Origin of the sequence: Amycolatopsis acidicola, from assembly GCF_007713735.2 — a bacterium.
Lineage (GTDB): Bacteria > Actinomycetota > Actinomycetes > Mycobacteriales > Pseudonocardiaceae > Amycolatopsis_E > Amycolatopsis_E acidicola.
This window is the reverse complement of record NZ_VMNW02000065.1, coordinates 12,528-36,848: the sequence shown is the minus strand read 5'-3', so window position 1 is coordinate 36,848 and position 24,321 is coordinate 12,528. Positions and strand designations below refer to the sequence as shown.

Annotated in this window: 21 protein-coding genes and 1 pseudogene; 15 read left to right on the top strand and 7 right to left on the bottom strand. The window is 71.2% G+C overall.

Annotation, left to right across the window (positions count from 1 at the left end; genetic code table 11):
- Window positions 1-38 precede the first annotated feature (38 nt).
- Window positions 39-1,634: pseudogene (locus FPZ12_RS31940) on the top strand (alkaline phosphatase D family protein).
- Here the strand turns inward: FPZ12_RS31940 and FPZ12_RS31935 are convergent.
- Complete coding sequence (locus FPZ12_RS31935) at window positions 1,631-2,038, bottom strand: acyl-CoA thioesterase (RefSeq protein WP_144749857.1); 408 nt, start codon at window positions 2,036-2,038, stop codon at window positions 1,631-1,633. The pseudogene FPZ12_RS31940 and the gene FPZ12_RS31935 sit on opposite strands and share 4 nt — an antisense overlap.
- A gap of 174 nt (window positions 2,039-2,212) precedes the next feature.
- On the opposite strand from FPZ12_RS31935, the gene fabG reads away from it, so the two are divergent.
- From fabG to FPZ12_RS31920, 3 genes are all read left to right on the top strand, one after another.
- Entirely contained in the window at window positions 2,213-2,917 is a 705-nt protein-coding gene (gene fabG, locus FPZ12_RS31930) for a beta-ketoacyl-ACP reductase (protein ID WP_144749855.1), read from the top strand.
- Window positions 2,918-2,951: 34 nt separating this feature from the next.
- Window positions 2,952-3,719: an enoyl-ACP reductase FabI gene (gene fabI / locus FPZ12_RS31925; protein WP_144749853.1), complete on the top strand. Its 768-nt coding sequence runs from the start codon at window positions 2,952-2,954 to the stop codon at window positions 3,717-3,719.
- 101 nt (window positions 3,720-3,820) lie between these two features.
- Window positions 3,821-4,855: a ferrochelatase gene (locus FPZ12_RS31920; protein WP_144749890.1), complete on the top strand. Its 1,035-nt coding sequence runs from the start codon at window positions 3,821-3,823 to the stop codon at window positions 4,853-4,855.
- A gap of 530 nt (window positions 4,856-5,385) precedes the next feature.
- Here FPZ12_RS31920 and FPZ12_RS31915 read toward each other — a convergent pair.
- Window positions 5,386-6,183: a hypothetical protein gene (locus tag FPZ12_RS31915; RefSeq protein ID WP_166462974.1), complete on the bottom strand. Its 798-nt coding sequence runs from the start codon at window positions 6,181-6,183 to the stop codon at window positions 5,386-5,388.
- A gap of 104 nt (window positions 6,184-6,287) precedes the next feature.
- Between FPZ12_RS31915 and FPZ12_RS31910 the strand changes: the two genes are divergently transcribed.
- Entirely contained in the window at window positions 6,288-7,685 is a 1,398-nt protein-coding gene (locus tag FPZ12_RS31910) for a sigma 54-interacting transcriptional regulator (protein ID WP_144749851.1), read from the top strand.
- Window positions 7,682-9,640, top strand: a complete 1,959-nt coding sequence (locus FPZ12_RS31905; protein WP_144749849.1) for a vWA domain-containing protein — start codon at window positions 7,682-7,684, stop codon at window positions 9,638-9,640. The genes FPZ12_RS31910 and FPZ12_RS31905 overlap by 4 nt, the downstream gene beginning before the upstream one ends.
- Window positions 9,641-9,657: 17 nt before the next feature.
- Here FPZ12_RS31905 and FPZ12_RS31900 read toward each other — a convergent pair whose 3' ends face one another.
- The gene (locus FPZ12_RS31900; protein ID WP_144749847.1) at window positions 9,658-10,566 is read right to left on the bottom strand and encodes an alpha/beta hydrolase; all 909 of its coding nucleotides are present in this window, start codon (window positions 10,564-10,566) and stop codon (window positions 9,658-9,660) included.
- Between the two features lie 100 nt (window positions 10,567-10,666).
- Between FPZ12_RS31900 and FPZ12_RS31895 the strand changes: the two genes are divergently transcribed.
- The gene (locus tag FPZ12_RS31895) at window positions 10,667-11,077 is read left to right on the top strand and encodes a MarR family winged helix-turn-helix transcriptional regulator (RefSeq protein ID WP_144749845.1); all 411 of its coding nucleotides are present in this window, start codon (window positions 10,667-10,669) and stop codon (window positions 11,075-11,077) included.
- Between the two features lie 15 nt (window positions 11,078-11,092).
- On the opposite strand, the gene FPZ12_RS31890 is transcribed toward FPZ12_RS31895, so the two are convergent.
- Window positions 11,093-12,421 carry a cytochrome P450 gene (locus tag FPZ12_RS31890; protein ID WP_144749843.1) on the bottom strand — a complete coding sequence of 443 codons (1,329 nt, stop codon included), beginning with the start codon at window positions 12,419-12,421 and terminating at the stop codon, window positions 11,093-11,095.
- 180 nt (window positions 12,422-12,601) lie between these two features.
- Between FPZ12_RS31890 and FPZ12_RS31885 the strand changes: the two genes are divergently transcribed.
- The 7 genes from FPZ12_RS31885 (at window position 12,602) to FPZ12_RS31855 (ending at window position 18,731) form a co-directional block, all read left to right on the top strand.
- Window positions 12,602-13,186 (top strand): TetR/AcrR family transcriptional regulator, encoded by a 585-nt coding sequence (locus tag FPZ12_RS31885; protein ID WP_144749841.1) that lies wholly within the window; start codon window positions 12,602-12,604, stop codon window positions 13,184-13,186.
- Window positions 13,187-13,254: 68 nt separating this feature from the next.
- Window positions 13,255-13,971 (top strand): GH25 family lysozyme, encoded by a 717-nt coding sequence (locus FPZ12_RS31880; protein WP_243770132.1) that lies wholly within the window; start codon window positions 13,255-13,257, stop codon window positions 13,969-13,971.
- Window positions 13,972-14,027: 56 nt separating this feature from the next.
- Window positions 14,028-15,266: a cysteine--1-D-myo-inosityl 2-amino-2-deoxy-alpha-D-glucopyranoside ligase gene (mshC, locus tag FPZ12_RS31875; RefSeq protein ID WP_144749839.1), complete on the top strand. Its 1,239-nt coding sequence runs from the start codon at window positions 14,028-14,030 to the stop codon at window positions 15,264-15,266.
- 262 nt (window positions 15,267-15,528) lie between these two features.
- On the top strand, window positions 15,529-16,077 hold the full coding sequence (locus tag FPZ12_RS31870) for an FUSC family protein (protein ID WP_166462973.1): 549 nt from the start codon (window positions 15,529-15,531) through the stop codon (window positions 16,075-16,077).
- An 85-nt stretch (window positions 16,078-16,162) separates the two neighbouring features.
- Window positions 16,163-16,735, top strand: coding sequence for an ArsR/SmtB family transcription factor (locus tag FPZ12_RS31865; protein ID WP_144749835.1), 573 nt, complete (start codon window positions 16,163-16,165; stop codon window positions 16,733-16,735).
- Window positions 16,735-17,943 carry an MFS transporter gene (locus tag FPZ12_RS31860; RefSeq protein WP_144749833.1) on the top strand — a complete coding sequence of 403 codons (1,209 nt, stop codon included), beginning with the start codon at window positions 16,735-16,737 and terminating at the stop codon, window positions 17,941-17,943. The genes FPZ12_RS31865 and FPZ12_RS31860 overlap by 1 nt, the downstream gene beginning before the upstream one ends.
- Window positions 17,907-18,731 (top strand): metallophosphoesterase family protein, encoded by an 825-nt coding sequence (locus FPZ12_RS31855; protein ID WP_144749831.1) that lies wholly within the window; start codon window positions 17,907-17,909, stop codon window positions 18,729-18,731. The genes FPZ12_RS31860 and FPZ12_RS31855 overlap by 37 nt, the downstream gene beginning before the upstream one ends.
- Here FPZ12_RS31855 and FPZ12_RS46665 read toward each other — a convergent pair.
- From FPZ12_RS46665 to FPZ12_RS31845, 3 genes are read right to left on the bottom strand one after another with little or no spacing between them, the layout of a single operon-like run.
- A complete protein-coding gene (locus FPZ12_RS46665; RefSeq protein WP_243770131.1) occupies window positions 18,714-18,968 on the bottom strand; it encodes a hypothetical protein in 255 nt (84 codons plus the stop codon). The two genes, FPZ12_RS31855 and FPZ12_RS46665, sit on opposite strands and share 18 nt — an antisense overlap.
- Complete coding sequence (locus tag FPZ12_RS31850) at window positions 18,911-19,813, bottom strand: MFS transporter (protein WP_243770130.1); 903 nt, start codon at window positions 19,811-19,813, stop codon at window positions 18,911-18,913. The genes FPZ12_RS46665 and FPZ12_RS31850 overlap by 58 nt, the downstream gene beginning before the upstream one ends.
- On the bottom strand, window positions 19,810-20,724 hold the full coding sequence (locus FPZ12_RS31845) for a PAC2 family protein (RefSeq protein WP_208026093.1): 915 nt from the start codon (window positions 20,722-20,724) through the stop codon (window positions 19,810-19,812). The genes FPZ12_RS31850 and FPZ12_RS31845 overlap by 4 nt, the downstream gene beginning before the upstream one ends.
- A gap of 51 nt (window positions 20,725-20,775) precedes the next feature.
- Here FPZ12_RS31845 and metH point away from each other — a divergent pair, with 51 nt between their 5' ends.
- Entirely contained in the window at window positions 20,776-24,303 is a 3,528-nt protein-coding gene (metH, locus tag FPZ12_RS31840) for a methionine synthase (RefSeq protein WP_144749829.1), read from the top strand.
- Window positions 24,304-24,321: the final 18 nt, after the last annotated feature.

Here is a 24,321-nt window from a genome sequence, read left to right as displayed (position 1 = left end):
GCATCCGGGAACACCATCCCACCACAGGAGGTTCTCGCATGGTCGCGCCCCCGAACGGCCTGTCCCGCCGCCGCTTCCTCGGATTCGGGAGCGCGGGCGCCGCTGCGGTCCTGCTCGGCACCGGGGCCTGGAACTCGGCGAGCGCGTTCGCGAGCCCGGTCAAGGGCACGTACCCGTTCACCCTGGGCGTCGCGTCCGGCGATCCGCTGCACGACGGCGTGGTGCTGTGGACCCGGCTGGCGCCCGAGGTGTTCGCCGCCGACGGCAAGGGCGGCATGCCCGCCACGCCGGTCCGCGTGGAGTACGAAGTCGCGCTGGACGAGGGATTCCGCTCGGTCGTGCGCCGGGACAGCGTGGTCGCCACGCCGGAGCTGGCGCATTCGGTGCACCCCGAGATCTCCGGGCTGCTGCCCGACCGCGAGTACTTCTAGCGGTTCCGCGCCGGTGGCGAGCTTTCGCCGGTCGGCCGTACCCGCACCGCCCCGCTGCCGTGGTCCTCGCCGCGCGAACTCAACTTCGCCTTCGCCTCCTGCCAGGCCTGGCAGGACGGCTACTTCACCGCGTACGAGCACCTGGCCGAGGAGGACCTCGACCTCGTCGTGCACCTCGGCGACTACATCTACGAATCCGGCGTGGGCACCAACAAACGCGGCGTGACGGTCGACCCGAAGTTCACCACCGAGGCGATGGACCTGGCCCGCTACCGCCTGCAGTACGCGCTCTACAAGGCCGAAACCCCGCTGCAGCAGGCACACGCGCGCTTCCCGTGGATCCACACCATCGACGACCACGAGGTCGAGGACAACTGGGCGGGCGATCACTCCAAGGAGGACACCGAGCCCGACCAGGACCCGGTGATCTTCCGGCAGCGCCGCGCGCAGGCGTTCCAGGCCAACTACGAGCACCTGCCCTACCGGCACGCGCAGATCCCGTCCGGCCCGGACTGGGGCCTGCACCGCCGCCTGCCCTACGGCACGCTCGCCGACTTCACCGTCCTCGACACCCGTCAGTTCCGCGACGACCAGCCCTGCGGCGACGGCTCTTCGGCCACCTGCACGGAGCGGTTCGACCCCGGCCGCACCATCCTCGGCGCCGAGCAGCGGGACTGGCTGATCAACGGCTTCTCCGCCTCGCGGTCACGCTGGCAGGTCCTCGCGAACCAGGCACCGATGGGGCAGACCGACCAGGACGCCGGGCCCGCCGTGAACGTGTTCCTCGACCCGTGGGACGGCTACGTCGCCGACCGCGACCGCGTGCTCGCCGCCGCGCAGGATCGCGGCGTGCGCAACCTCGTGGTGATCACCGGCGACCGGCACCAGAACTACGCCTGGGACCTCAAACGCGACTACGGCGACCCGGATTCGGCGACGGTCGGCAGCGAGTTCGTCGGCACGTCGATCACCAGCGGCGGCGACGGCGCGGACATGACCGACGGCGGTAAGACCTTCCTCGCCGCCAACCCGCACCTGAAGTTCTTCAACAGCCAGCGCGGGTACGTCCGGGTGAACGTCGACCGGCAGCGCTGGCGCAGCGACTTCCGCGTGGTGCCCTACGTGACCACGACCGGCGCGCCGGTCGGCACGCGCGCGAGTTTCGTCGTGGAGGACGGAAAACCCGGCGTGCAGGAGGCCTAGAGCAGCGCGGCCAGCTTCTCCCGCACGTCGTCCGGGGGAGCGGCCTTGGCCAGGCTTTCGGCGTCCACGAAGACGTAGCGGTTCGTGCCGGCGGTGACGACCTCACCGTCGCGCACGATCGTGAACACCAGGATCAGCGACGTCCGCCCGAGGTGCTCCACCCCGACCTCCACCACGATGTCGTCGTCGTAGCGGTTGGGCGCGCGGTAGGTCAGGTTCGATTCGGCCACCACGGTGTCCACGCCGCGGGCGCGCAGGTTCTCGTACGAGCCGAAGACTTCCCGGAAAAACTCCAGCGAGGCCATGTCGAAGTAGGCGAGGTAGTGGGCGTTGAACACGATGCCCTGCTGGTCGCATTCGTGGTAGCGGACCCGGATGGGCAGCCGCGCGATCGTCTTGGCCATCAGCGTGACGATAGCGCGGAGTGTCGATCACCAGCGGCGCGCCGGGGGTGTGATCCGGCTCCCGGGAGGTCACCGGCCCTACCGCCGGGTAGCGGTGGCGGGTGCGGACAAGGCTCCGGCCAGCGGTTAACCTCAGCGCGAAAGCCATGCTGGACGAGCAGGAGGAGCAGGCACGTGGGACGGTCCGTACTGGTCACCGGAGGCAATCGCGGCATCGGGCTGGCGATCGCGCGGGGCCTGGCCGAGCAGGGGCACAGCGTGGCCGTCACGCACCGGGGCTCCGGGGCGCCCGAGGGGCTGTTCGGCGTCCAGGCCGACGTCACCGACTCCGAGGCCATCGACGCCGCGTTCAAGCAGGTCGAGGAGCACCAGGGGCCGGTCGAGGTGCTGGTGTCCAACGCGGGCATGAACGACGACACGCTGCTGATGCGGATGAGCGAGGAGCAGTTCGCCAAGGTCGTGGACGCGAACCTGACCGGCGCCTACCGCGTCGCCAAGCGCGCCTCGCGCGGGATGCTGCGCGCCAAATGGGGCCGGTTCGTCTTCATCTCCTCGGTGGTCGGGCTCTCCGGCAGCGCGGGGCAGACCAACTACGCGGCCAGCAAGGCCGGGCTCGTCGGCTTCGCCCGCTCGCTCGCGCGCGAGCTCGGTTCGCGCAACATCACGGCCAACGTGGTCGCGCCGGGGTTCGTGGTCACCGACATGACCAACGCGCTGACCGAGGACCAGCGAGCGGCCACCCTCGCCCAGATCCCGGCCGGCCGCTACGGCGACCCCGCCGACATCGCCGCGGCGGTCGGCTTCCTGGCGTCGGACCAGGCGGGCTACGTCAACGGCGCGGTGCTGCCCGTCGACGGCGGCCTCGGCATGGGCCACTAGTTTTCCCGTTGAACCCTTGGCGAAAGGACTCGTTTTGCCCGGACTGCTCGAAGGTAAGCGGCTGCTGATCACCGGCGTGATCACCGACGCGTCGATCGCGTTCCACGCGGCAAGGGCCGCGCAGGAACAGGGCGCGAAGGTGGTGCTCACCGGGTTCGGCCGGCTGTCGCTGGTGGAGCGGATCGCCAAGCGGCTGCCCGAGCCCGCCCCGGTGATCGAACTGGACGTGCAGAACCAGGAGCACCTGGACACGCTGGCCGACCGGGTCCGCGAGCACGTGGACGGGCTCGACGGCGTGCTGCACGCGATCGCGTTCGCCCCGCAGTCCTGCCTCGGCGCGCCCTTCCTGGACGCGCCGAAGGAGGACGTGTCGGTGGCGGTGCAGGTGTCGGCGTATTCGTTCAAGTCGCTGGCGGTGGCGTGCCTGCCGCTGCTCTCGCGCGGCTCGTCGATCGTCGGCCTGGACTTCGACGCCCGCGTCGCGTGGCCCGCGTACAACTGGATGGGCGTGGCGAAGGCGGCGCTGGAGTCGGTCAACCGGTACCTGGCGCGGGAGCTCGGCCCGGAGGGCATCCGGGTCAACCTGGTCTCCGCGGGGCCGGTGAAGACGATGGCCGCCAAGTCCATCCCCGGGTTCGGGGAGCTGGAAGGCGGCTGGGGCGACCGCGCCCCGCTCGGCTGGGCCGCCGAAGATCCCACGGCGGTGGCGAAATCGATCTGCGCGGTGCTGTCCGATTGGCTGCCCGCGACCACGGGCTCGATGATCTGGGTCGACGGCGGGGTGCACGCGCTCGGCCTGTGAGCCCGGCCGCCGTCACGCCGTTCCGGCGGCGTGACGGCGGTGTTTTTCCCGGGGTGTCCCCGGCCGGGCGTGGCGGCGGCCATAACGGCAAGATGAGGACCGTGAGTTACGACGCGGTGCTGTGGTTGTCCTTCGGCGGGCCCGAGGGGCCGGACGAGGTCATGCCGTTCCTGGAGAACGTGACGCGCGGGCGCGGGGTGCCGCCCGAGCGGCTGGCCGAGGTCGCCGAGCACTACCAGCACTTCGGGGGCGTGTCGCCGATCAACCGGCTCAACCGCGAGGCGATCGGCGCGGTGGAGAAGGAGCTGGCGGCCCAGGGCCTGGAGTTGCCGGTGTACTTCGGCAACCGCAACTGGCGGCCGATGGTCGAGGACACGGTGGCCCGCATGGCCGCGGACGGTGTGCGGCGCGCGCTGGTGTTCCCGACGAGCGCGTATGGCGGGTATTCCGCGTGCCGTCAGTACGACGAGGACATCGAGCGCGCCCGCGCGGCGGTGGGGGAGAACGCGCCGGAACTGGTGAAGCTGCGGCAGTTCTTCGACCACCCGCTGTTCGTGTCTTCCTTCGCCGACGCGGTGCGCGCGGCGCACAGCGGTCTTGAGGGCGCGCGCACGGTGTTCACGGCGCACTCGGTGCCGGTGAGCGCCGATGCCGCCGCGGGGCCGCCTTCCGAGGGCGGGTACCGGTATTCGCGCCAGATCGCCGAAGCCGCCCGGCTCGTCGCGCTCGAGGCGGGTGTTCCGGAGTACGACGTGGTGTGGCAGTCCCGGTCCGGGCCGCCTCGGATTCCTTGGCTGGAGCCGGACATCGTCGACCACATCGATGTCCTGCACGAACGCGGGGAGCGCGCCGTGGTGGTGTGCCCGGTGGGGTTCGTGTCGGATCATCTCGAGGTGATCTGGGACCTGGACAACGAAGCGGCCGAGCGCGCGGCGGAACTGGGCATGGGCTTCGCCCGCGCCGCGACCCCGAACAGCGACCCGCGATTCGCCGAGCTGGTGGTGGAGTTGGTGCGGGAGCACGTGTCCGGCGCGCCGGCGCGGAAGCTGTCGGAGTTCCCGGCGGCCGGCTGCACCGTGAACGGCGCCGTCTGCGCGCCGGGTTGCTGCGAGCCCGCCCGGCGCCCGGCACGGTAGCGAACCTGCCTGCGCGAGCGGCCAACTTGGCGGGTTGGGGGCGAACTTGCGTGCGGGGAAGGCGAACATGCCCGAGGCGAGTTGGCCGCCGCCGCGGGCATGTTGGCCCCTCCCGCGCGCGGGTTTGCCGTCCAGGGCGGCGAGTTGGCCGCCTGCGGGAGCCGCGAACTCGCGCGCGAGCGACAAACTCGCCGCCCCGGACGGCCAACTCGCCTTCCGGAGAGGCCAACCTGCGGGAGGGGCCAACTCGCCGCCCCGGGCGGCAAACTCGCCCGCCCGAGCGGCAAACTTGCCGCCCCGAGCGGCCAACTCGCCCGCCCGAGCGGCAAACTCGCCCGCCCGAGCGGCAAACTCGCCCGCCCGAGCGGCAAACTCGCCGCCCCGAGCGGCAAACTCGCCTGCCGGAGAGGCCAACCTGCGGGAGGGGCCAACATGCCGCCCCGAGCGGCCAGCTCGCCGCCCCGGGCGGCAAACTTGCCCACCCGAGCCGCCAACTCGCCCGCCCCGGGCGGCGAGCGCACCGCTCCGGGCTACTGAGGCCGTTCCGCCTGGTCGCTGAAGATCCGCACCGCCTCGTTCACCGCGGCGTACCGGGCGACCCGCACCGCGTTTCCCAGTGGCCGCAAGGCATCCGCGCGCAGCAGGGCCGCCGAAGCGGACACCGCGCCACCTGGTTCGTCGCTCGCCGCCAGCGCCAGGATCGCGCCGATCTCCTCCGCCCGCTGCAACACCCGCAGCGCGCGCCCCGGCATCCCGGCGGGCCAGTCCGCGCGCGGCCGCGCCCGCAGCCAGGCCGAAAGTTCCGCCCGCACCCCGGGCCGGTCCTTCGCCACGTCCAATGCCTTCAGCGCTCCCGCGGAATCGCGGATCGCATCCGTCAGGCCGTGCTCAGCGTCGGCCAGGCCGACGTACTCCGGCGTCGCCGAAGTGTCCACTTTGTACACAGTCCACCGGACGAGGCCCTCCGCGATCGGTTGCGGCACAAGGCCGAACCCCGCGTCCGGTAGCAGCATCGCCTCGCCCGCCTTCAACGCCGCCTCGGCGAACGGGCCACCGCCGCCGAGCCCGCGCACGTCGCCCGGCACGGGCAGCAGCAGCTGGGCCGCGCCGACTCCGTTCGCCCGTAGCGAAGCCAGCAGCTGCACCGGGGTCGCGGGGAAGTCACCGGCCAGCGGGAGGTCCAGCGCCACCGCGGACTCCGCGTCGCCGGTGACGACTTCATGGGCCTCACCCCACGCCAGCAGGGCATCGAGCACGTCGTCCGGCGCCGCGGCACCGGAAAGCCAGGCCGAGGTCCACACCGTCAGGGTCGCACTGGGACAGCACACGGCGATCCAGCGTACGGCAGTCCTCCGGACGGCGTACCAACGCCGGGTCAACCTGGAGCTACTCCACGTCGACGATCGGCTCGCGGATCAGTAGCGTCGTAAGGGTGAACCCCGTACCCGAACACCTTCCCCGCACCGCGGGGGAGCTGCGCGCGGCGGGCTACCAGCCGCGCGGGATCAAAGCCGAAATCCACGACAACCTGCTCGCCGCGCTGCGGTCCGGCCGGGACCCGTGGCCGGGCATCGTCGGGTTCTCGCGCACGGTGCTGCCGCAGTTCGAGCGCGCCCTGCTGGCGGGGCACGACGTGGTGCTGCTCGGCGAGCGCGGCCAGGGCAAGACGAGGCTGCTGCGCACGCTGGCCGGGCTGCTCGACGAGTGGACCCCGGTCATCGAGGGCAGCGAGCTGTTCGAGCACCCGCTGGAGCCGATCACCCCCGCCTCCATCCGGCGCGCGGCCGAGCTCGGCGATGAGCTGCCGGTCACCTGGAAACACCGCAGTGAGCGCTACACCGAGAAGCTCGCCACGCCGGACACGAGCGTCGGTGACCTGATCGGCGACGTCGACCCGGTGAAGGTGGCCGAGGGCCGCAGCCTCGGTGACCCGGAGACCATCCACTTCGGGCTCGTGCCGCGGGCGCATCGCGGCATCGTCGCTATCAACGAGCTGCCCGACCTGGCCGAGCGCATCCAGGTCGCGCTGCTGAACGTGATGGAGGAGCGCGACATCCAGGTCCGCGGGTACACCCTGCGGCTGCCGCTGGACGTGCTCATGGTCGCCACCGCGAACCCCGAGGACTACACGAACCGCGGCCGGATCATCACCCCGCTCAAGGACCGCTTCGGCGCGGAGATCCGCACCCACTACCCGCTCGACGTGGCCGCCGAGGTCGACGTCGTCCGCCAGGAGGCGCACCTCGTCGCCGAGGTCGGCGAGCCGCTGCTGGAGGTGCTGGCCCGGTTCGTCCGGAACCTGCGCGAGTCCACCGTGATCGACCAGCGTTCGGGCGTTTCGGCCCGGTTCGCGGTGGCGGCGGCGGAGACGGTCGCGGCGGCCGCGCTGCGCCGTTCGGCGCTCACCGGCGAAGAGCCCGCGGTGGCGCGCCCGGTCGACCTCGACGCGGTGCCCGCCGTACTGCGCGGCAAGATCGAGTTCGAGCCCGGCGAGGAAGGCCGCGAGCACGAGCACCTGGTGCACCTGCTGCGCCGCGCGGTGGCCGAGACGGCGCGGGACCGCTTCGGCGGGCTGAACCTGCGCCCGCTGGTCGAGGCCGTCGCGGATGGGCATCTCGTCGCCACGGGCGAGAAGGTGCCCGGTTCCGACGTGCTCTCCGCACTGCCGGAGTTGCCGGTGCTGCACGAGGTCGCGGTCCGTGCCGGGGTGTCCTCGGAGGACCCGCCGGGCCGGATCGCCGCGGCGGTCGAGCTGGCGCTGGAGTCGCTGTACCTGGCCCGGCAGCTGGCCAAGGATTCCGACGACGCGACAACGGTGTACGGGCCGTGACTGCCGTCCCCGAGGGCTACTCGTACGGCCCCTGGCACGACGGGCCGGATCCGCTGGCGCCGCCGATCGACCTGCGTGACGCGCTCGACGAGATCGGCGAGGACGTCATGGGCGGTTCCTCGCCGCGCTCGGCGCTGGAGGAGCTGCTCCGGCGCGGCACCCGCGACACGTCGGGCCTGGACGAGCTGACCCGCCGCGTGTGGCAGCGCCGTTCGGAAATCCAGCGCCGCAACAACCTCGACGGCACGCTGCAAGAGGTCCAGCGGCTGTTGAACGAGGCGCTGGACGCCGAGCGGCGGGCGCTCTTCCCGGACCCGTCCGACGACGCGCGCCTGCAGGAGGCGGAGCTCGACGCGCTGCCGCCGGGCACCGCGGCGCAGGTGCAGGAGCTGGCGGACTACCAGTGGCGGTCCGAGCAAGGCCGCGAGAACTACGAGAAGATCCAGGACCTGCTCGGCCGCGAGATGCTGGAGTCGCGGTTCGAGGGCATGAAGCAGGCCCTGCAGAACACGAGCCCGGAGGACGTCGAGCGCATCAACCAGATGCTCTCGGACCTCAACGCGCTCCTCGACGCGCACGCGCGGGGCTTCGACGACATCGACGAGCGGTTCGAGGAGTTCATGCGGCGGCACGGGGAGTTCTTCCCCGAGAACCCGCGGAACGTCGAAGAGCTGATCGACGCGCTCGCCGCCCGCGCGGCCGCCGCGCAGCGGATGATGAACTCGATGACCGACGAGCAGCGGGCAGAGCTGGCCGGGCTCGCGCAGCAGGCGTTCGGTGACCCGCGGATAGCGCAGCAACTGTCCAATTTGGATGCTCAGCTGAAGTCGCTGCGGCCGGGGGAGGACTGGACGTCGTCCGGCCGGTTCCGTGGCAAGAACCCGCTCGGGCTCGGCGAAGGCGCGCAGGCGATGCAGGATCTCGGCGAGCTCGACGCGCTGGCCGAGCAGCTCGCCCAGTCCTATCCGGGCGCCCGCCTGGAAGACATCGACATGGACGCGCTGGAGCGTCAGCTCGGCCCGGATGCCGGGGTGGACGCGCGCCGGTTGTCCGAGCTGGAGCGCGAACTGCGCAGGCAGGGCCTGTTCGAGCGCGCGCCGGATGGCTCGCTTCGCTTGTCGCCCAAGGCTTTGCGGCGGTTGGGCGAGACGGTGCTCGCCGACGTGGTGAACTCCTTGCGCGGCAAGACGGGCGAGCGCGAGCAGGAGTCGGCCGGCGCGGCCGGGGAGCCGACGGGTTCGAGCCGGCCGTGGCAGTTCGGGGACATGCAGCCGTGGGAGGTGTCCCGCACGGTGCGCAACGCGGTGCTGCGGACGGCTTCCACGGGCGGCGGCCGGGTGCGGCTCGATGTGTCCGATGTGGAGGTCGTGGAGACCGAGCACCGGTCGCGCGCGGCCGTGGCGCTGCTGGTGGACACGTCCTGGTCGATGGTGCAGGAGGGTCGCTGGCTGCCGATGAAGCGCACCGCTTTGGCACTGCACCAGCTGATCTCGACCCGGTTCCGCAACGACGCGCTGCAGCTGATCTCGTTCGGGCGGCACGCGGCGACGGTGGAGCTGGAGGAACTGGTCGGCCTGGAAGGCGTGTGGGAGCAGGGCACGAACGCCCACCACGCGCTGCTGCTCGCGGGCAGGCACCTGCGGCGGCATCCGGACGCGCAGCCCGTGGTGCTGATGGTGACCGACGGTGAGCCGACCGCGCACCTGGAGCCGGACGGCGAGGCTGTCTTCGACTACCCGCCCCAGCCCAGGACGCTCTACAAGACGATGTCCGAAGTGGACAGACTGGCGAAGCTGGGCGCGTCGGTCACGGTGTTCCGGCTCGGGGACGACCCGCGCCTGGAACTGTTCGTGGACCAGATCGCGCGGCGCTCCGGCGGCCGGGTGATCGCCCCCGACCTCGACGGCCTCGGCGCGGCCGTCGTCGGTGACTACCTCCGGACGAGGCGCCGCTAGTGCCGTGACCGCGGCGGTCACAGGTTGTTCGTATAGAAGTCCGTGAGTCGTTCGACGGCGGCGTCGACGTATTCGGGTTCGTCGTACATCTCGTAGTGGCCGGCGCCGTCGATCACCATGAGGTCGACGGGGTTGGGGGCCAGCTTCCACAGCCGCATGCCGGCGTCGTAGGAGCCGGTGTTGCCGAGGCGTCCGGCGAGGATGACCTGCAGTGGCTGGGTCATGAGCTGATCGGCCAAGTGGAACGCGTCGTAGCCCAGCAGGAGGGAGTCGCTGCGCGAGAGGCGCCGGTTCGTCGAGTGTGCGTTACCGCCGCGCTCGGTGCGGTAGTAAGTGATGGCCTGAGTGGTGTCGATGTCGGTCAGGCCCGCCGCTTTGGCGTCTTCGAGGGTGTCGGGCAGCCAGTTCACCCTCGTCATCACGCCGGAGCGGGCCTCTTCGATACGGGCGTCCGCGAGGGCGTCGAGTGCCGCGACCGGGCCGTCGGGCTGGAAGCCGCGGAACGAGGTGCCCATGTCGCCGGGGACGACCGTGCCGACCGCCTTGATGCGGTGGTCCGTGCGGGCGGTGTGCACGGCGTAACCCCCGCCGGCGCAGATGCCGAGGACGCCGATGCGCCGCGGGTCGATGCCGGGGATCGTGGTGAGCAGGTCGATGGCGTAGGAGATGTCCTCGCCTCGGCGGTAGGGGTCTTCGAGGTCGCGGGGCTCGCCCCCGCTCTGGCCCTGATGGGCGGGATCGAAGACGAGCGCCGCGATGCCGCGGGCCGCGAGACGGGAGGCGTAGTTGGCGCCGATCTGCTCCTTCACGCTGCTGCCCGGAGTGGAGACCACCACCGCGCGCAACGGTGCGTCGGCGTCGTCAGGCAGGTGGAGATCGGCGGCGAGTTCGAGGGGACCGCGCGGGATCGTGAGGTGCTGAAGCATGCGTGGCTTCCTTCGTGAGGTCCTAGGGGGCCGGTGCGGAACGGCAACTGGTACAGTTCGGAACTAATACGAAACGGTACCACCTCGGACGGAGGCTCGGGTGTCAGTCGACGGGGCGCGGCTGTGGAGGCTGAACCAGCGGCTGCTGGGCGTCGTGCTGGATGCCTGCGCGCGGGAGCTGGCCGAGCTCGGGCTGGAGACGAAGGAGTTCTTCGTCCTGGCCGAGGTGGAGGCATCGCCGTACCCGGCGGAGATCGCGACCGCGCTGCTGCTGCCCAAGGCGAGCGTGACGGTCTACGTCCGCAACCTCGTCGCCAAGGGCTTTATCCGCCGTGAGATCGACGAGGCGGATTTGCGGCGTCATCGGCTCGTGCTGACCGCGGAGGGCGCGCAAGCACGCGATCGGGCGCTCGCGGCCCTCGCGGCGGAGTACGACCGCAGGCTGGCGAGGGTCACCCCGCGGGATCGCGTTGAGCTGCAACGCATCCTCGAAGCGATGCTCGCTCCATAGGGTGTGAAAACAGCCCTAGCGCGGGCGCACGGAGATACGCGCGCCCCGGCCGGGCACCATCGTGATGTGCCGGGGCCGTGCGCGTTCCGGGCGGCGGCGTTCGGGCGCGAGGTGGTAGCGCGAGAGCACCGCCTGCAGCACGATCGTGGCTTCCAGTAAGGAAAATCCCGCGCCCAGGCAGCGCCGCGCCCCGCCGCCGAAGGGGAACCACGTGCCGGTCGCCGGGCCGCCGTCCTCCAGGAACCGTTCCGGCCGGAAGACCTGGGGCGCGGCATGGTGCGCGGGATCCCCGTGCACCATGCCGATCGACGGCATCACCGTGTAGCCGGCCGGGATGCGGTACCCGCCCAGTTCGATGTCTTCGGTCAGCCGCCGCGCCACCTCGGAGATCACCGGATGCAGGCGCATGGCCTCCTTCGCGATGGCCTCCAGGTACTTCTCGTCGCCGTCGTCGGCGGCCGCCAGCGCGGCGGCGTGGTGTGCCGGGTCGCGGGCCAGCTCGTGGAAGCACCAGGCGAGCGTGGTCGCCGTGGTCTCGTGCCCGGCCAGCAGCAGGGTGACGAGCTGGTCGCGCAGTTCGGCGTCGGTGAGGTGGTCGTCCTCGGCGGGCACCGTGAGCAGCCGGGACAGCACGTCGGTGCGTTCGCCGAGATCCGGCGCCGCCCGCCGTTCGGCGATCTCGGCGTAGATCAGCACGTCGATGCGTTCCTGCGTGCGCGCCGCGCGCTTCCACGGCCCGTACTGGCGCAGCTTTTCGTTGTGCCAGCCCAGGATGTCGAACACCCCGATGTCGACGGCGCTGGTCAGCAGGCGGCGCAGCTCGTCCAGCCGCGGCCCCTCGGCGACGCCGAACACGACGCGCAGGATGATCTCCAGCGTCAGCGCCTGCATCCGGGCGTGCGAGCTGAACACCCGCCCGGCGGGCCAGCGGGCGACCTCGCGCTCGGCCAGTTCGGTGATCATGTCGCGGTAGCCGCGCAGCGCCGAGCCGTGGAAGGCGGGCATGAGCAGCTTCCGGGCGCGCAGGTGCACGTCCTCGTCGGTGAGCAGCACCGAGTGCTCGCCCATGATCGGCTTGAGCACCACGTTGCCCTCGCCGGCGTGGAAAGTGGTGACGGGCCCGCTGAACACCGTCTTGATGTGCTCGAGGTTCGCCAGCTGCACCACGTTCCGCTCGGGGTAGAGGTACAGCTTGATCACGTCGCCGTAGCGCCGCCGCAGCAGCGGCATGAGCGTCTGCCGGAAATTGCCGAACAGCAGGCTTTGCACCGGCCCGGGCAGCCGTGGGCCCGGCGGCAGCGGGGCGGTGGTGCTCGCGCGGGGCAGCGCGTCGGCGGTCGTCATCCCGGAGCCTCCTCGGCCGTGAGGTGGACGCGTCCTGTTGGCAATCCGGCCAGAAGAAGGCGGACACAAACCTGCGGTGGCCCACCTGGCCTCGATTCCGCCGTGGCTGTGGTCGGATTGGCAACTGAAGACGAGTTATACGCGCGTATAAGTCCACTGTCCAGTTGCTAGCCTCACCGGGTGGGTCATCGGGAAGAGCTGCTCGCCGCCGCGCGCCGCCTGCTGGAGGACAAGGGGTACGCGCACATCACGGCGCGGGATCTCGTCGCGGCCTCGGGCACGAACCTGCATTCCATCGGCTACCACTTCGGGTCCAAGGCCGGGCTGCTCAACGCCGCGATCGGCGAGGTGTTCGAGGAGTGGACCGACACCCTGGCCCGGATCGCGATGGCCGACCCGAGAGCAACGCCGATCGAACGCGGCCGCCGTGCGTGGGCGGCGATGCTCGACAACCTGCCCACCACCCGGAACCTCCTGCTGTCCTATGTGGAGGCTCTCGCGCAGGCGGAGCGCACGGTCTCGTTGCGGGAGCAGTTCGCCGAGCAGTACCGCCGCTGCCGGCAGAAGGTGGCGACCCTCGTCGCGGAGTCCCTCGACGGCGGCATCGCGCCCGAAGACCGGCGCTGCCAGGCCGTGGCCAGCTTCGTGATCGCGATCTGCGACGGGCTTTCCGTGCAGTGGCTGCTCGACCCCGAAGGTGCCCCGACTTCGGAGGAGCTGATCGCCGGGCTCGAGGCCACCTGGTCGGCTTCGCTCGGAAAATGATCACCCGATCGGTCGGTAACACGCACGTCGGGCGGCTGTCCCGGCGAGGCTGATTTAGCGTTCCGAGCGTGATTCGGATTGTGCAGCGCGTAGCCGTCGTCGTCGCCCTGGCCGTCGGAGCAGCGGTGATGCCCGCGGTCGCCGGGGCCACCGAGGCGGCGAGCCTGGCCGGGTTCGACATCAGCGAGTCCCAGGGAGTGCCCGACCTGAACGCGGCGAAGGCGGCGGGCGCCACATTCGCGTTCGTCAAGGACACCGCCGGCGTCGGCTACGCGAACCCGAACTACCTCGCCCAGTTCCGCGCGGTCAAGGCCGCCGGGATGATCCGCGGTTCCTACCACTACGCCCGCCCGGACAAGTCGACCGGCGCCGCGCAGGCGGCGTACCTGCACGACCACGACGGGCGCTGGTTCTCCGACGGCATGACGCTGCCGCCGGCACTGGACATGGAGGACACCCAGGGCGCGCCGCCGTGCTACAACCTCTCGCCGCAGGACATGGTCAACTGGATCCGCGACTTCAGCACCACGCTCAAGGCTCGCACCGGGCACACGCCGATCATCTACACCACCACGCTGTGGTGGAAGCGGTGCACCGGGAACAGCACGGCGTTCTCTGGCGACCACGTGCTCTGGCTGGCCCGCTTCAACACCAGCATGGGCGAGGTGCCCGGCGGCTGGAACGCGACGTTCTGGCAGTCCGGGGTCACCGGGCGGCTGCCGGGCAACCAGGACACCTTCTACGGCACGCAGGCTCAGCTGAAGGCGCTGACGATCAGCGGTTGAGCTGCGGATTCCCACCGGCCGGGAGGGCGGGGCGAAGCGGGACTTAGGGTTGGGTCATGCAGACCTGGTCATCCGTCACCCTGCCCCGAGTCCCGGGAACCCCGCGTCCGCTCCGGTTGTACGACACCTCGGCCGGGCAGGTGCGCCCCACGGCACCAGGTGAGACGGCGCGGATGTACGTCTGCGGCATCACCCCGTACGACGCCACGCACCTCGGGCACGCCGCCACGTACCTCGCCTTCGACCTGGTGAACCGGCTCTGGCGCGACAACGGGCACGACGTGCACTACGTGCAGAACGTCACCGACATCGACGAGCCGCTGCTGGAGCGCGCGCAGCGGGACCAGGACGACTGGATCGTGCTGGGGCTGCGCGAGACGGCGCTGTTCCGCGAGGACATGGAGGCGCTGCGGGTGGTCCCGCCGCGTGAGTTCGTCGGGGCCGTGGAGGCGGTCCCGGAGATCGTCGAGGTGATCGCGAAGCTGCTGGCCTCCGGCGCCGCGTACCGTGCGGACGACGCGGAGTACCCGGACATCTACTTCGACCGCGCGGCCACCGGCCGGTTCGGCTACGAGTCGAACTACGACGCGGACACCATGGCGAAGTTCTTCGCCGAGCGCGGCGGCGACCCGGACCGCGCGGGCAAGCGCGACCCGCTGGACGCACTGTTGTGGCGGATGGCACGGCCCGGTGAGCCGTCCTGGGAGTCGGAGCTGGGCGCGGGCCGCCCCGGCTGGCACATCGAGTGCAGCGCGATCGCGGTGAACCGGCTCGGCCTGGGCTTCGACGTGCAGGGCGGCGGCTCGGACCTGATCTTCCCGCACCACGAGTACAGCGCGGCGCACGCCGAGGCGCTCGCCGACTCGCATCCCTTCGCGCGGCACTACGTGCACGCCGGGATGATCGGCCTCGACGGCGAGAAGATGTCGAAGTCGCGGGGGAACCTGGTGTTCGTGTCGCGGCTGCGGGCCGACGGCGTGGACGCCGGCGCGATCCGGCTCGCGCTGTTCGCGGGGCACTACCGCGAAGACCGCGCGTGGACGCAGGACCTGCTGACGGCGGCGGAGCACCGCCTGGCCCGCTGGCGGGAAGCCGTCGCGCTGACCACGGCGCCGCCCGCGGAGGACGTCATCGGGCGGCTGCGTGATCACCTCGCCGACGACCTGGACACCCCGAGGGCACTCGCCGCGATCGACGGCTGGGCCGAGGAAGCCTTGCGCGGCAACGGAACCGACGCCGACGCGCCGGGGCTCGTCCGCACGGCCGTCGACGCTCTGCTGGGTATCGAACTGTAGAACTCGGAGTCGGCCACCTTCTGGGGTGGCGCGCATCCTGCTATTACTAAGGTGTGCGTACTAAAATACTCGCGCCGCGCTGGGGGGTGCCGCTGACCGGAGACCTGCTTTCCGGTGCGCTCGGTTGCCGGTGTGGTCACGGCGGCGGCGGTGGTCTCGGGGCTGACCGGGTTCAGCCGGGCGTCGCTCGAAATCGCTACGCGTTCGCTTACTTTTCTGGTCATCACGACGGGACTGTCGATGGACGGCGTGGGCTGTGGTCGTGACACTGGTGCTCGTCGCGAGCACCGAGCCGCTGCCGGTGCCGCGGTTCCGGCTGTGGTGGAAGTCCTTGCGGCGCTGGAAAACCTGGCAGTACTCGGCGCGGCTGACACTGTGCCTCGCGGTCGCGGGGGCGCTCGGCCAGTTGTGGCATCAGCCGAAGGGCTACTGGATCGCCGTCACCGTCGCGATCGTGGCGCGCCGGCAGTTGGACGGCGCGTTGCGCCGGGCGGGGGAGCGCGCGCTGGGCACGGCGGCGGGTGTGCTCGTCGGCTCGCTGACCGTGTGGTGGGTCCCGTCGTCGTGGTGGCTGGTGGGCACGGTGGGGGCGCTCGCGGGCTTGCGACCGTTCCTCCGTGACCGGTCATACACGTTGTATGCACTGTGTATGACGCCGCTCGTGGTGCTGCTGCTGGACTTCGGTCAGGCCACGACGTGGGAGACGATCGGCTACCGGCTCGCCGACACGGCCGCGGGCTGCGCGATCGCGTTGGTGGTGGGGTACCTGCCGTGGGTCCGGCGCGAGAAAGCGCTTCCCGCGGCGGTGTGATTCGCGAAGGTCTTGACAGCCGGTGAGCCGGGCGCAACTCTGAAAGAAGTCTTTCGAAAGACTTCTTTCAGAGTTGGGGGGAGTCATGGCCGAGCTGCCGCCGCGCAGGCGGGTCCGGGACGCGGAGCTGATGCGGGCGCTCGCCCATCCGCTGCGTTCGGCCCTGCTGGGGTACCTGATGTCCGTCGGCCCGCGGACCGCCAGCGAATGCGCCGCGGCGGTGGATTCGACGGCGTCGAACTGCAGCTGGCACCTGCGGCAGCTCGCGCAGTGGGGGCTGGTCGAGCGAGTGGAGGGCACGGACGGGCGGGAGCGGCCGTGGCGGGCGAATCCCGTGGGGCTCGACTTCGGGGAGCTCGACGGCAGCTCCGAACGCCTCGCGCTCGCCGGAACCTGGCTGCGTGAAGCCGAAACCCTCGCGCAGCGGTTCCTCGACAGCGCCGACACCCTCGAACCGGAATGGCGCGGTGCCGTCGGCATGAACACCTACGCCCTGCGCCTCACCCCGGCCGAACTGGAGGAGCTGAACTCCGCGATCGACGCCCTCGTCCGGCCGTACGTCGGCAACATCCGCGAGAACGCCCCCGCGGACGCGAGGGTCGTGCATGCGGATTGGCGGGCCTTCCCCCGGATCGACGCGGACGGGAGCCCGAGCTGATGAGCTCCCCGTTGCGGGAGCCGGGTCTCGCCAGGTTGTGGGTGGCGGGGCTGTTCGCCGAAAGTGCCGAATGGATGCTCCAGGTCGCGCTCCCGGTGTTCATATACCAGGCGACCGGCTCGGTCGGGTCGACCGCGCTCACGATGGTCGCCGGGGTGCTGCCGATGGTCCTCGCGAGCCCGCTCGCCGGGCTGGTCGCCGACCGCTACGACCGCCGCCTGGTGCTGTGCCTGGTGTGCGTCGCCCAGGCGCTGGTCTCGGTCCCCGTGCTGTGGGCAGGCGGCGCCGCGATCTACCTCCTCATGGCCGCGCAGTCGGCGCTGGCGTCGGTGTTCGAGCCCGCCCGCAACGCGCTGGTGCCCGCGCTCGTCGGCCCGGAGCGCGTGACCGCGGCCAACGGGTTGATGGGCATGAACAGCAGCGTGGCCCGGCTCGGCGGCAGTTCGCTGGGCGGGGTGGTGCTGGGCTTCGCCGGTCTCGGCTGGGTCGTCGGGATCTACCTCGCGTTCCTGCTCACCGCCGCCGCGCTGCTGCTGCCGCGGTTCGACGCGGCCGCCCCGTCCGGAGGTCCCGTGCGCTGGCTCGACGGGATCGCTGACGTGGCGCGCAGCCCGCGGCTTCGCGTGACGGCGGGCGTCGCCGCGCTGATTTCGGTGGCGCAAGGGATGTTCCTGGTGCTGTTCGTCGTCTTCGTGACCGGGCCGCTCGGGGGAGGGGACGCCGGAGTCGGCCTGCTGCGGGGAGTCCAGGCTGTCGGCGGGTTCGCGGCGGGCTTCGCCGTGGCCACCGTCGCCCGGAACGTGGCGCCGGCCCGGCTGCTCGGCTGGGGGTCGGTGGCGCTGGGCCTGACGTCGGCGCTGATCTGGAACTCGGCCTACGTCACCACGGCGTTCGGTGTCTACATCGGACTGTTCGTTGTGGTGGGCGCGCCCGCGGTCGTGCTGGCATCCGGGCTGTTTTCGGTGATACAGCGGGAATCCCCGCGAGCCGGGGGAGTGTCGGCGGCGTTGGGCGCGGGGATGGCGGCCTGTCAGGCGGCCGGGATGCTGGCCGCCGGGGCGCTCGCCGGGCACGGCGTCGCCATGCTCCTCGACGTGCAGGCGGCGCTCCATGTGACTGCCGGAACGGTCGCCTTGCTCGGGCTGCGGAGGCGGATGGTTACGGTTGAGAGGTGCCCAGCCTCTACGCCACCAGTGACCTCCACGTGACCCACCAGGGCAACGCGCCGCTCCTCGACGAGGTCCGGCCAGGCTCCCCGGACGACTGGCTGCTCGTCGCGGGCGACGTCGCCGAGAAGATCGCGAAGGTGGTGGAAACGCTGGCCACCCTGCGCGAACGCTTCGCCCGCGTGGTGTGGGTGCCCGGCAACCACGAGCTGTGGAGCACCGGCCGCGAGGAGAACGACCCGCGCGGCGAGCAGCGCTACCTGCACCTCGTCGAGCGCTGCCGCGAGCTGGACGTGCTGACCCCGGAGGACGAGTACCCGGTGTGGGAGCACGCCGCCCGCCCGCTCACGATCGCGCCGATGTTCCTGCTCTACGACTACAGCTGGCGCACCCCGCAGGCCGAGAACGTGTCCCTCGAAGAAGCCCTCGACCAGGCGCGCGAAGCGGGTGTCGTCTGCACGGATGAGTACTTCCTGCAACCAGACCCGTACCCCTCCCGCCAGGACTGGTGCGCCCAGCGGATCGAGTACACCGAGCAGCGACTGGCCCGGATCCCCGAAGACCACGGCACGATCCTGATGTCGCACTGGCCGCTGCACCGCCATCCGACCGCGCCGCTGTACTGGCCGGAGTTCGCGATGTGGTGCGGCACAACGAAGACAGCGGACTGGCACGTGCGCTACCGCGCCGAGGTGGCGGTCTTCGGGCATCTGCACATCCCGCGCACGACACACGCCGACGGGGTGCGCTTCGAGGAGGTCTCGCTCGGCTACCCGCGCGAATGGCGCAAGCGCGCCCGCGGGCCGGTGCCGCTACGGAAGATTCTTTGACCGCACCGCCGCCAGCGGCACGGTCGCGGCCAGCACGGCGGCGGGCACCACGAACCCGAGCACCGGATCGTGCCGGTACAAGCCGGTGAAAGCCGTCGGCGAGGCGGACATCCCGAGGAACCGGAGCGCCGTGACCACCGAGATCGCGCCGCCACCGCCGTCGGCGAGCACCAGCGCGTTCACCCCCACCAGTACGAGCTGGCCGCACACCCCGGCCACCGCCCACGCACCGACCACCACCGGCAGCGTGGCGAACAGCCCGATCGCGGCGATCGCGCACGCTCCGGCGGCCAGCCCGGCCCCGATCGCCAGGCGCGAGCCGAACCTGTCGGCCACTCCGCCGGCGAGGCGCGCGGCGACGAACCCGGCGCACCGAACGCCGTCAGCGCCAGGCCCCGCATCCCGGGGCTCAGCCCGAACAGGTCGTCCAGCCGGAACGCCACCAGGAACGGCAAACCGGCCAGCGCCGCCCACGCCAGGAAGATCATCGACCCGGTCCACAGCACGGCCGGCCGCCACGCGTCGCGCAGCCGCACCCGATCCTGCCGCGCTTCGTCAGCAGGCAGCGGGCTCGCCGTCAGCACGGCGGCGACCGCGGCGATCCCGGCGAACGCCCACTGCCACGAACCCTCCGCGGCCAGCCCGCCGACGAGCGGCGCCGAAGTCTGCCCGATCGACTGCATCGCGCCGTAGGTGCCCAGCGCGCGGCCCAGCCGCTCCTTCGGCGTGATCGCCGCGAGCTTCGTCATCAGCAGCGGGGTCGTGAACGCATTGCATACACCCTGCATACCGCGGCTGAGCTGGAACAACCAGAACCACGGCGCGACGACGGCGAGCAGCGCCACCAGCACGTACCCGGCGTAGGCGAAGCGGATGGTGCGCGCCGGGCCCCACCGCTCGCCGAGCGTCCCGGACACCAGCATGGTCAGGGCGAACGGCAGCAGGTACGCGGTCAGCGAGGTGGCCGCCGTGGACTCCGAAACGCCGAAGCTCGCGCCGAGCTCGGGCAGCATCGACGAGACCACGCCGGCCCCGAAGGGCCCGAGCAGGCCGCCCAGATACAGCGCGGCCCGCGAGATCATTTGGCGGCGGAACCCGGCCCTTCCTGGCCCGGGCGACGGCGCCGCAGGTACCGCTCGAACTCGGCGGCGATCTTGTCCCCGCTGGACTCGTCGACCGACATCTCCACTTCGGCGTCCCCGCGCTCTTCGAGGGTGCGCACGTAGTCGGCGATCTCCTCGTCCTCCTCGGCCATCTCGGTGACCGTGCGCTGCCATTCCTCGGCCTGCTCGGGCAGCGCGCCGAGGGGCACCTCGACGTCGAGCACGTCCTCCAGTTTGTGGAGGAGCGCGAGCGTGGCCTTCGGCGACGGCGGGTGCGACACGTAGTGCGGCACCGCGGCCCAGATGGAGATCGCTGGGATCCCGGCCTGCACGCAGAAGTCCTGGAAGATCCCGACGATCCCGGTCGGGCCCTGGTACCGGCTGCGCTCGAGGCCGAACTGCTCGGCCGCCTCGGCGTCGTACGCCGTGCCGGTGACCGGGACGGGACGGGTGTGCGCGGTGTCGGCCAGCAGGGCGCCGAGCGTGACCACGGTGGCGACGTCGAACTGCTCGATGTGCTCGAGCAGCTCCTGGCAGAACGCGCGCCAGCGCATGTTCGGCTCCGGGCCCTGCACCAGCACGACGTCGCGGTCGTACCCGGGCGGGCGGCAGATGGACAGCGTGGTCGTCGGCCACTCGACCCGCCGGGTCACGCCGTCCACCATCCGCACGGTGGGCCTGCTGACCTGGAAGTCGTAGTAGTCGTCGGGGCTCAGTTCCGCCAGTGGCTTGGCGTCCCAGCTCAGCTGGAGGTGCTCGAGCGCCGTACTGGCCGCGTCCCCGGCGTCGTTCCAGCCTTCGAAGGCACAGACCAGCACCGGGCGTGTCGGCTGGTCGGCGTCTTCGTCGGCGTGCTTGGGTCGCTGGATCGCGTCGGCTGGGTCACTCACCGCACCAGCCTACGACCCACCGGCCTCCCCCGAGACCGTAGCCTGGACGACATGCCGGAACGCCTCTCGTCGCCACTGCTGGACGCCCTGGCCGCCCGCGTCGTCGTGGCCGACGGCGCGATGGGCACGGCGCTGCAGGCCCACGACCTGACCTTGGACGACTTCGCCGGGCTCGACGGCTGCAACGAGATTCTCAATGTCACTCGCCCGGACGTCGTGCGCGGCATCCACCGCGGCTACCTGGAGGCCGGGGCCGACGCGGTCGAGACGAACACGTTCGGGGCGAACTTCGCCAACCTGGCCGAATACGACATCGCGGACCGGATCTTCGAACTGGCCGAAGCCGGCGCGCGGCTGGCCCGCGAAACGGCCGACGAGTTCGGCGAGCGCTTCGTGCTGGGCTCGGTCGGCCCCGGCACGAAGCTGCCGACGCTCGGCCACGCTCCGTACGCGAAACTGCGCGACGCCTACTACGAGCAAGTGCGCGGGCTGCTGGCCGGCGGCGTCGACGCGGTGCTCGTCGAGACCACCCAGGACATCCTGCAGACCAAGGCTTCGATCGTCGCCGCGCACCGCGCGATGGCGGCCGAGGGCCGCCTGGTCCCGGTGATCGCGTCGATCACCGTGGAGACCACCGGCACGATGCTGCTGGGCACCGAGGTCGCCGCGGCGCTGGCCGCGCTGGAGCCGCTGGGCATCGACGTCATCGGGCTGAACTGCGCGACCGGGCCCGCCGAGATGAGCGAGCACCTGCGCACGCTGTCGAAGTCCGCGCGCGTCCCGCTGTCGGTGATGCCCAACGCGGGCCTGCCGGAGCTGGGCCCGGACGGAGCGGTGTACCCGCTGAGCCCGGAGGCGCTGGCCGAGGCGCTGTCGGGGTTCGTGCGGGAGTTCGGCGTCGGCCTCGTCGGCGGCTGCTGCGGCACCACCGGCGAGCACATCCGGCAGGTGGCCGAAGCCGTCCGCGGAGCAGAGCGCGCCGAACGCCGCCCGCGGCCCGAGCCCGGGGTTTCCTCGCTGTACCAAGCGGTTCCGTTCGAGCAGGACGCGTCCGTGCTGATGATCGGCGAGCGGACCAACGCCAACGGCTCCAAGAAGTTCCGCGAGGCGATGCTCGAAGGCCGGTACGAGGACTGCGTGGAGATCGCCCGCGAGCAGACCCGCGACGGCGCCCACCTGCTCGACCTGTGCGTGGACTACGTGGGCCGCGACGGCGCCGCCGACATGACGGAGCTGGCGAGCAGGCTGGCGACCGCGTCGACCCTGCCGATCATGCTCGACTCCACCGAGCCCGCGGTGATCCAGGCCGGGCTGGAACGGCTCGGCGGCCGGTGCGCGATCAACTCGGTCAACTACGAGGACGGCGCGGGCCCGGATTCGCGGTTCCAGAAGGTGATGCGCCTCGTCCGCGAGCACGGCGCCGCCGTCGTCGCGCTGTGCATCGACGAAGAAGGCCAGGCCCGCACCGCGGAGTGGAAGGTCCGCGTCGCCACCCGGCTGATCGAGGACCTGACCACGAACTGGGGGATGCGCGTCTCCGACATCATCGTGGACTGCCTGACCTTCCCGATTTCCACCGGCCAGGAGGAGGTCCGCCGGGACGCGATCGAGACCATCGAGGCGATCCGCGAGCTCCGGCGCCGCTACCCGGAGGTCCAGACCACCCTGGGCGTGTCGAACGTGTCGTTCGGGCTCAACGCCGCCGCCCGCCAGGTGCTGAACTCCGTGTTCCTGCACGAATGCGTCGAGGCCGGGCTGTCCACCGCGATCGTGCACGCCTCGAAGATCCTGCCGATGGCGCGGATTCCGGACGAGCAAAGGGAAGTCGCCCTCGATCTGGTCTACGACCGGCGCCGCGAGGGCTACGACCCGCTGCAGAAGCTGATGGAACTGTTCGAGGGCGTCTCGGCGGCGTCCTCGCGGGAGTCGCGGGCCCAGGAGCTGGCCGCGCTGCCGCTGTTCGAACGGCTGGAGCGGCGGATCGTCGACGGCGAGCGTACCGGCCTGGAGGCCGACCTCGACGAGGCGATGGGGGAGAAGCCGCCGCTGGAGATCATCAACGACACCCTGCTGTCCGGGATGAAGACCGTCGGCGAGCTGTTCGGCTCCGGGCAGATGCAGCTGCCGTTCGTGCTGCAGTCCGCCGAGGTGATGAAGGCGGCGGTGGCGCACCTCGAACCGCACATGGAGAAGGACGACTCCGGCGGCAAGGGCCGGATCGTGCTCGCCACGGTCAAGGGCGACGTGCACGACATCGGCAAGAACCTGGTGGACATCATCCTGTCCAACAACGGGTACGAGGTGGTGAACCTCGGCATCAAGCAGCCGATCACCACGATCCTCGAGGCCGCGCGGGAGCAACGGGCGGACGCCATCGGGATGTCCGGGCTGCTGGTCAAGTCCACGGTGATCATGAAGGACAACCTCGAGGAGATGAACTCCCGCGGGGTCGCGGAGCGGTGGCCGGTGCTGCTCGGCGGCGCGGCGCTCACGCGTTCGTATGTGGAAAACGACCTGACGGAGATTTACCACGGCGACGTCCACTACGCCCGCGACGCCTTCGAGGGCCTGCGCCTGATGGACACGATCATGGCCGTCCGGCGCGGCGAAGCCCCGGCCGTGGATCCCGAAGCCGAGGCGAAGAAGGCCGAGCGCAAGGCCCGGCGCGAACGGTCCCTGCGTATCGCCGAAGCCCGCAAGGCCGCCGCTGAGCCGGTCGAGCTGCCGGCGCGCTCGGACGTGGCCACCGATGTGCCGCTGCCCACGCCGCCGTTCTGGGGAACCCGGGTGGTCAAGGGCATCGCGGTGGCCGACTACTCCGGCTATCTCGACGAGCGCGCCACCTTCCTCGGCCAGTGGGGACTGCGCGGGGCGAAGGGCGGACAAGGGCCGTCGTACGACGAACTCGTCGAGACCGAAGGCAGGCCGCGGCTGCGGTACTGGCTGGAAAAGCTGGCCACGGACGGAATCCTGGCCCACGCCGCGCTCGTGTACGGCTACTTCCCCGCCGTCGCCGAGGGGGACGACCTCGTGGTGCTCACCGAGCCGAAGCCGGACGCGCCCGAGCGCTGCCGGTTCACCTTCCCGCGCCAGAAGCGCGACAGGCACCTGTGCCTGGCCGACTTCTACCGCCCGCGCGAGTCCGGCGAGGTCGACGTGCTGCCGCTGACCCTGGTCACGATGGGGCAGCCGATCGCCGACTACGCCAACGAGCTGTTCGCCGCCGACGCCTACCGCGACTATCTCGAAGTGCACGGGCTCGGCGTGCAGCTCACCGAAGCGCTGGCCGAGTACTGGCACCGCCGCATCCGGATGGAGCTGCACTTCAGCTCCGGCGCGGCGGTGGCGGACGAGGACCCGGCGGCGATCGAGGAGTACTTCAAGCTCGGCTACCGGGGCGCGCGGTTCTCGCTCGGCTACGGCGCCTGCCCGAACCTCGAGGACCGCACGAAGATCATCGACCTGCTCGAACCGGAGCGGATCGGCGTGAAGCTCTCGGAGGAGTTCCAGCTCCACCCCGAACAGTCCACCGACGCCATCGTCTGCCACCACCCCGAGGCGAAGTACTTCAACACGTAGGAGTCTTTGATAAGTGGT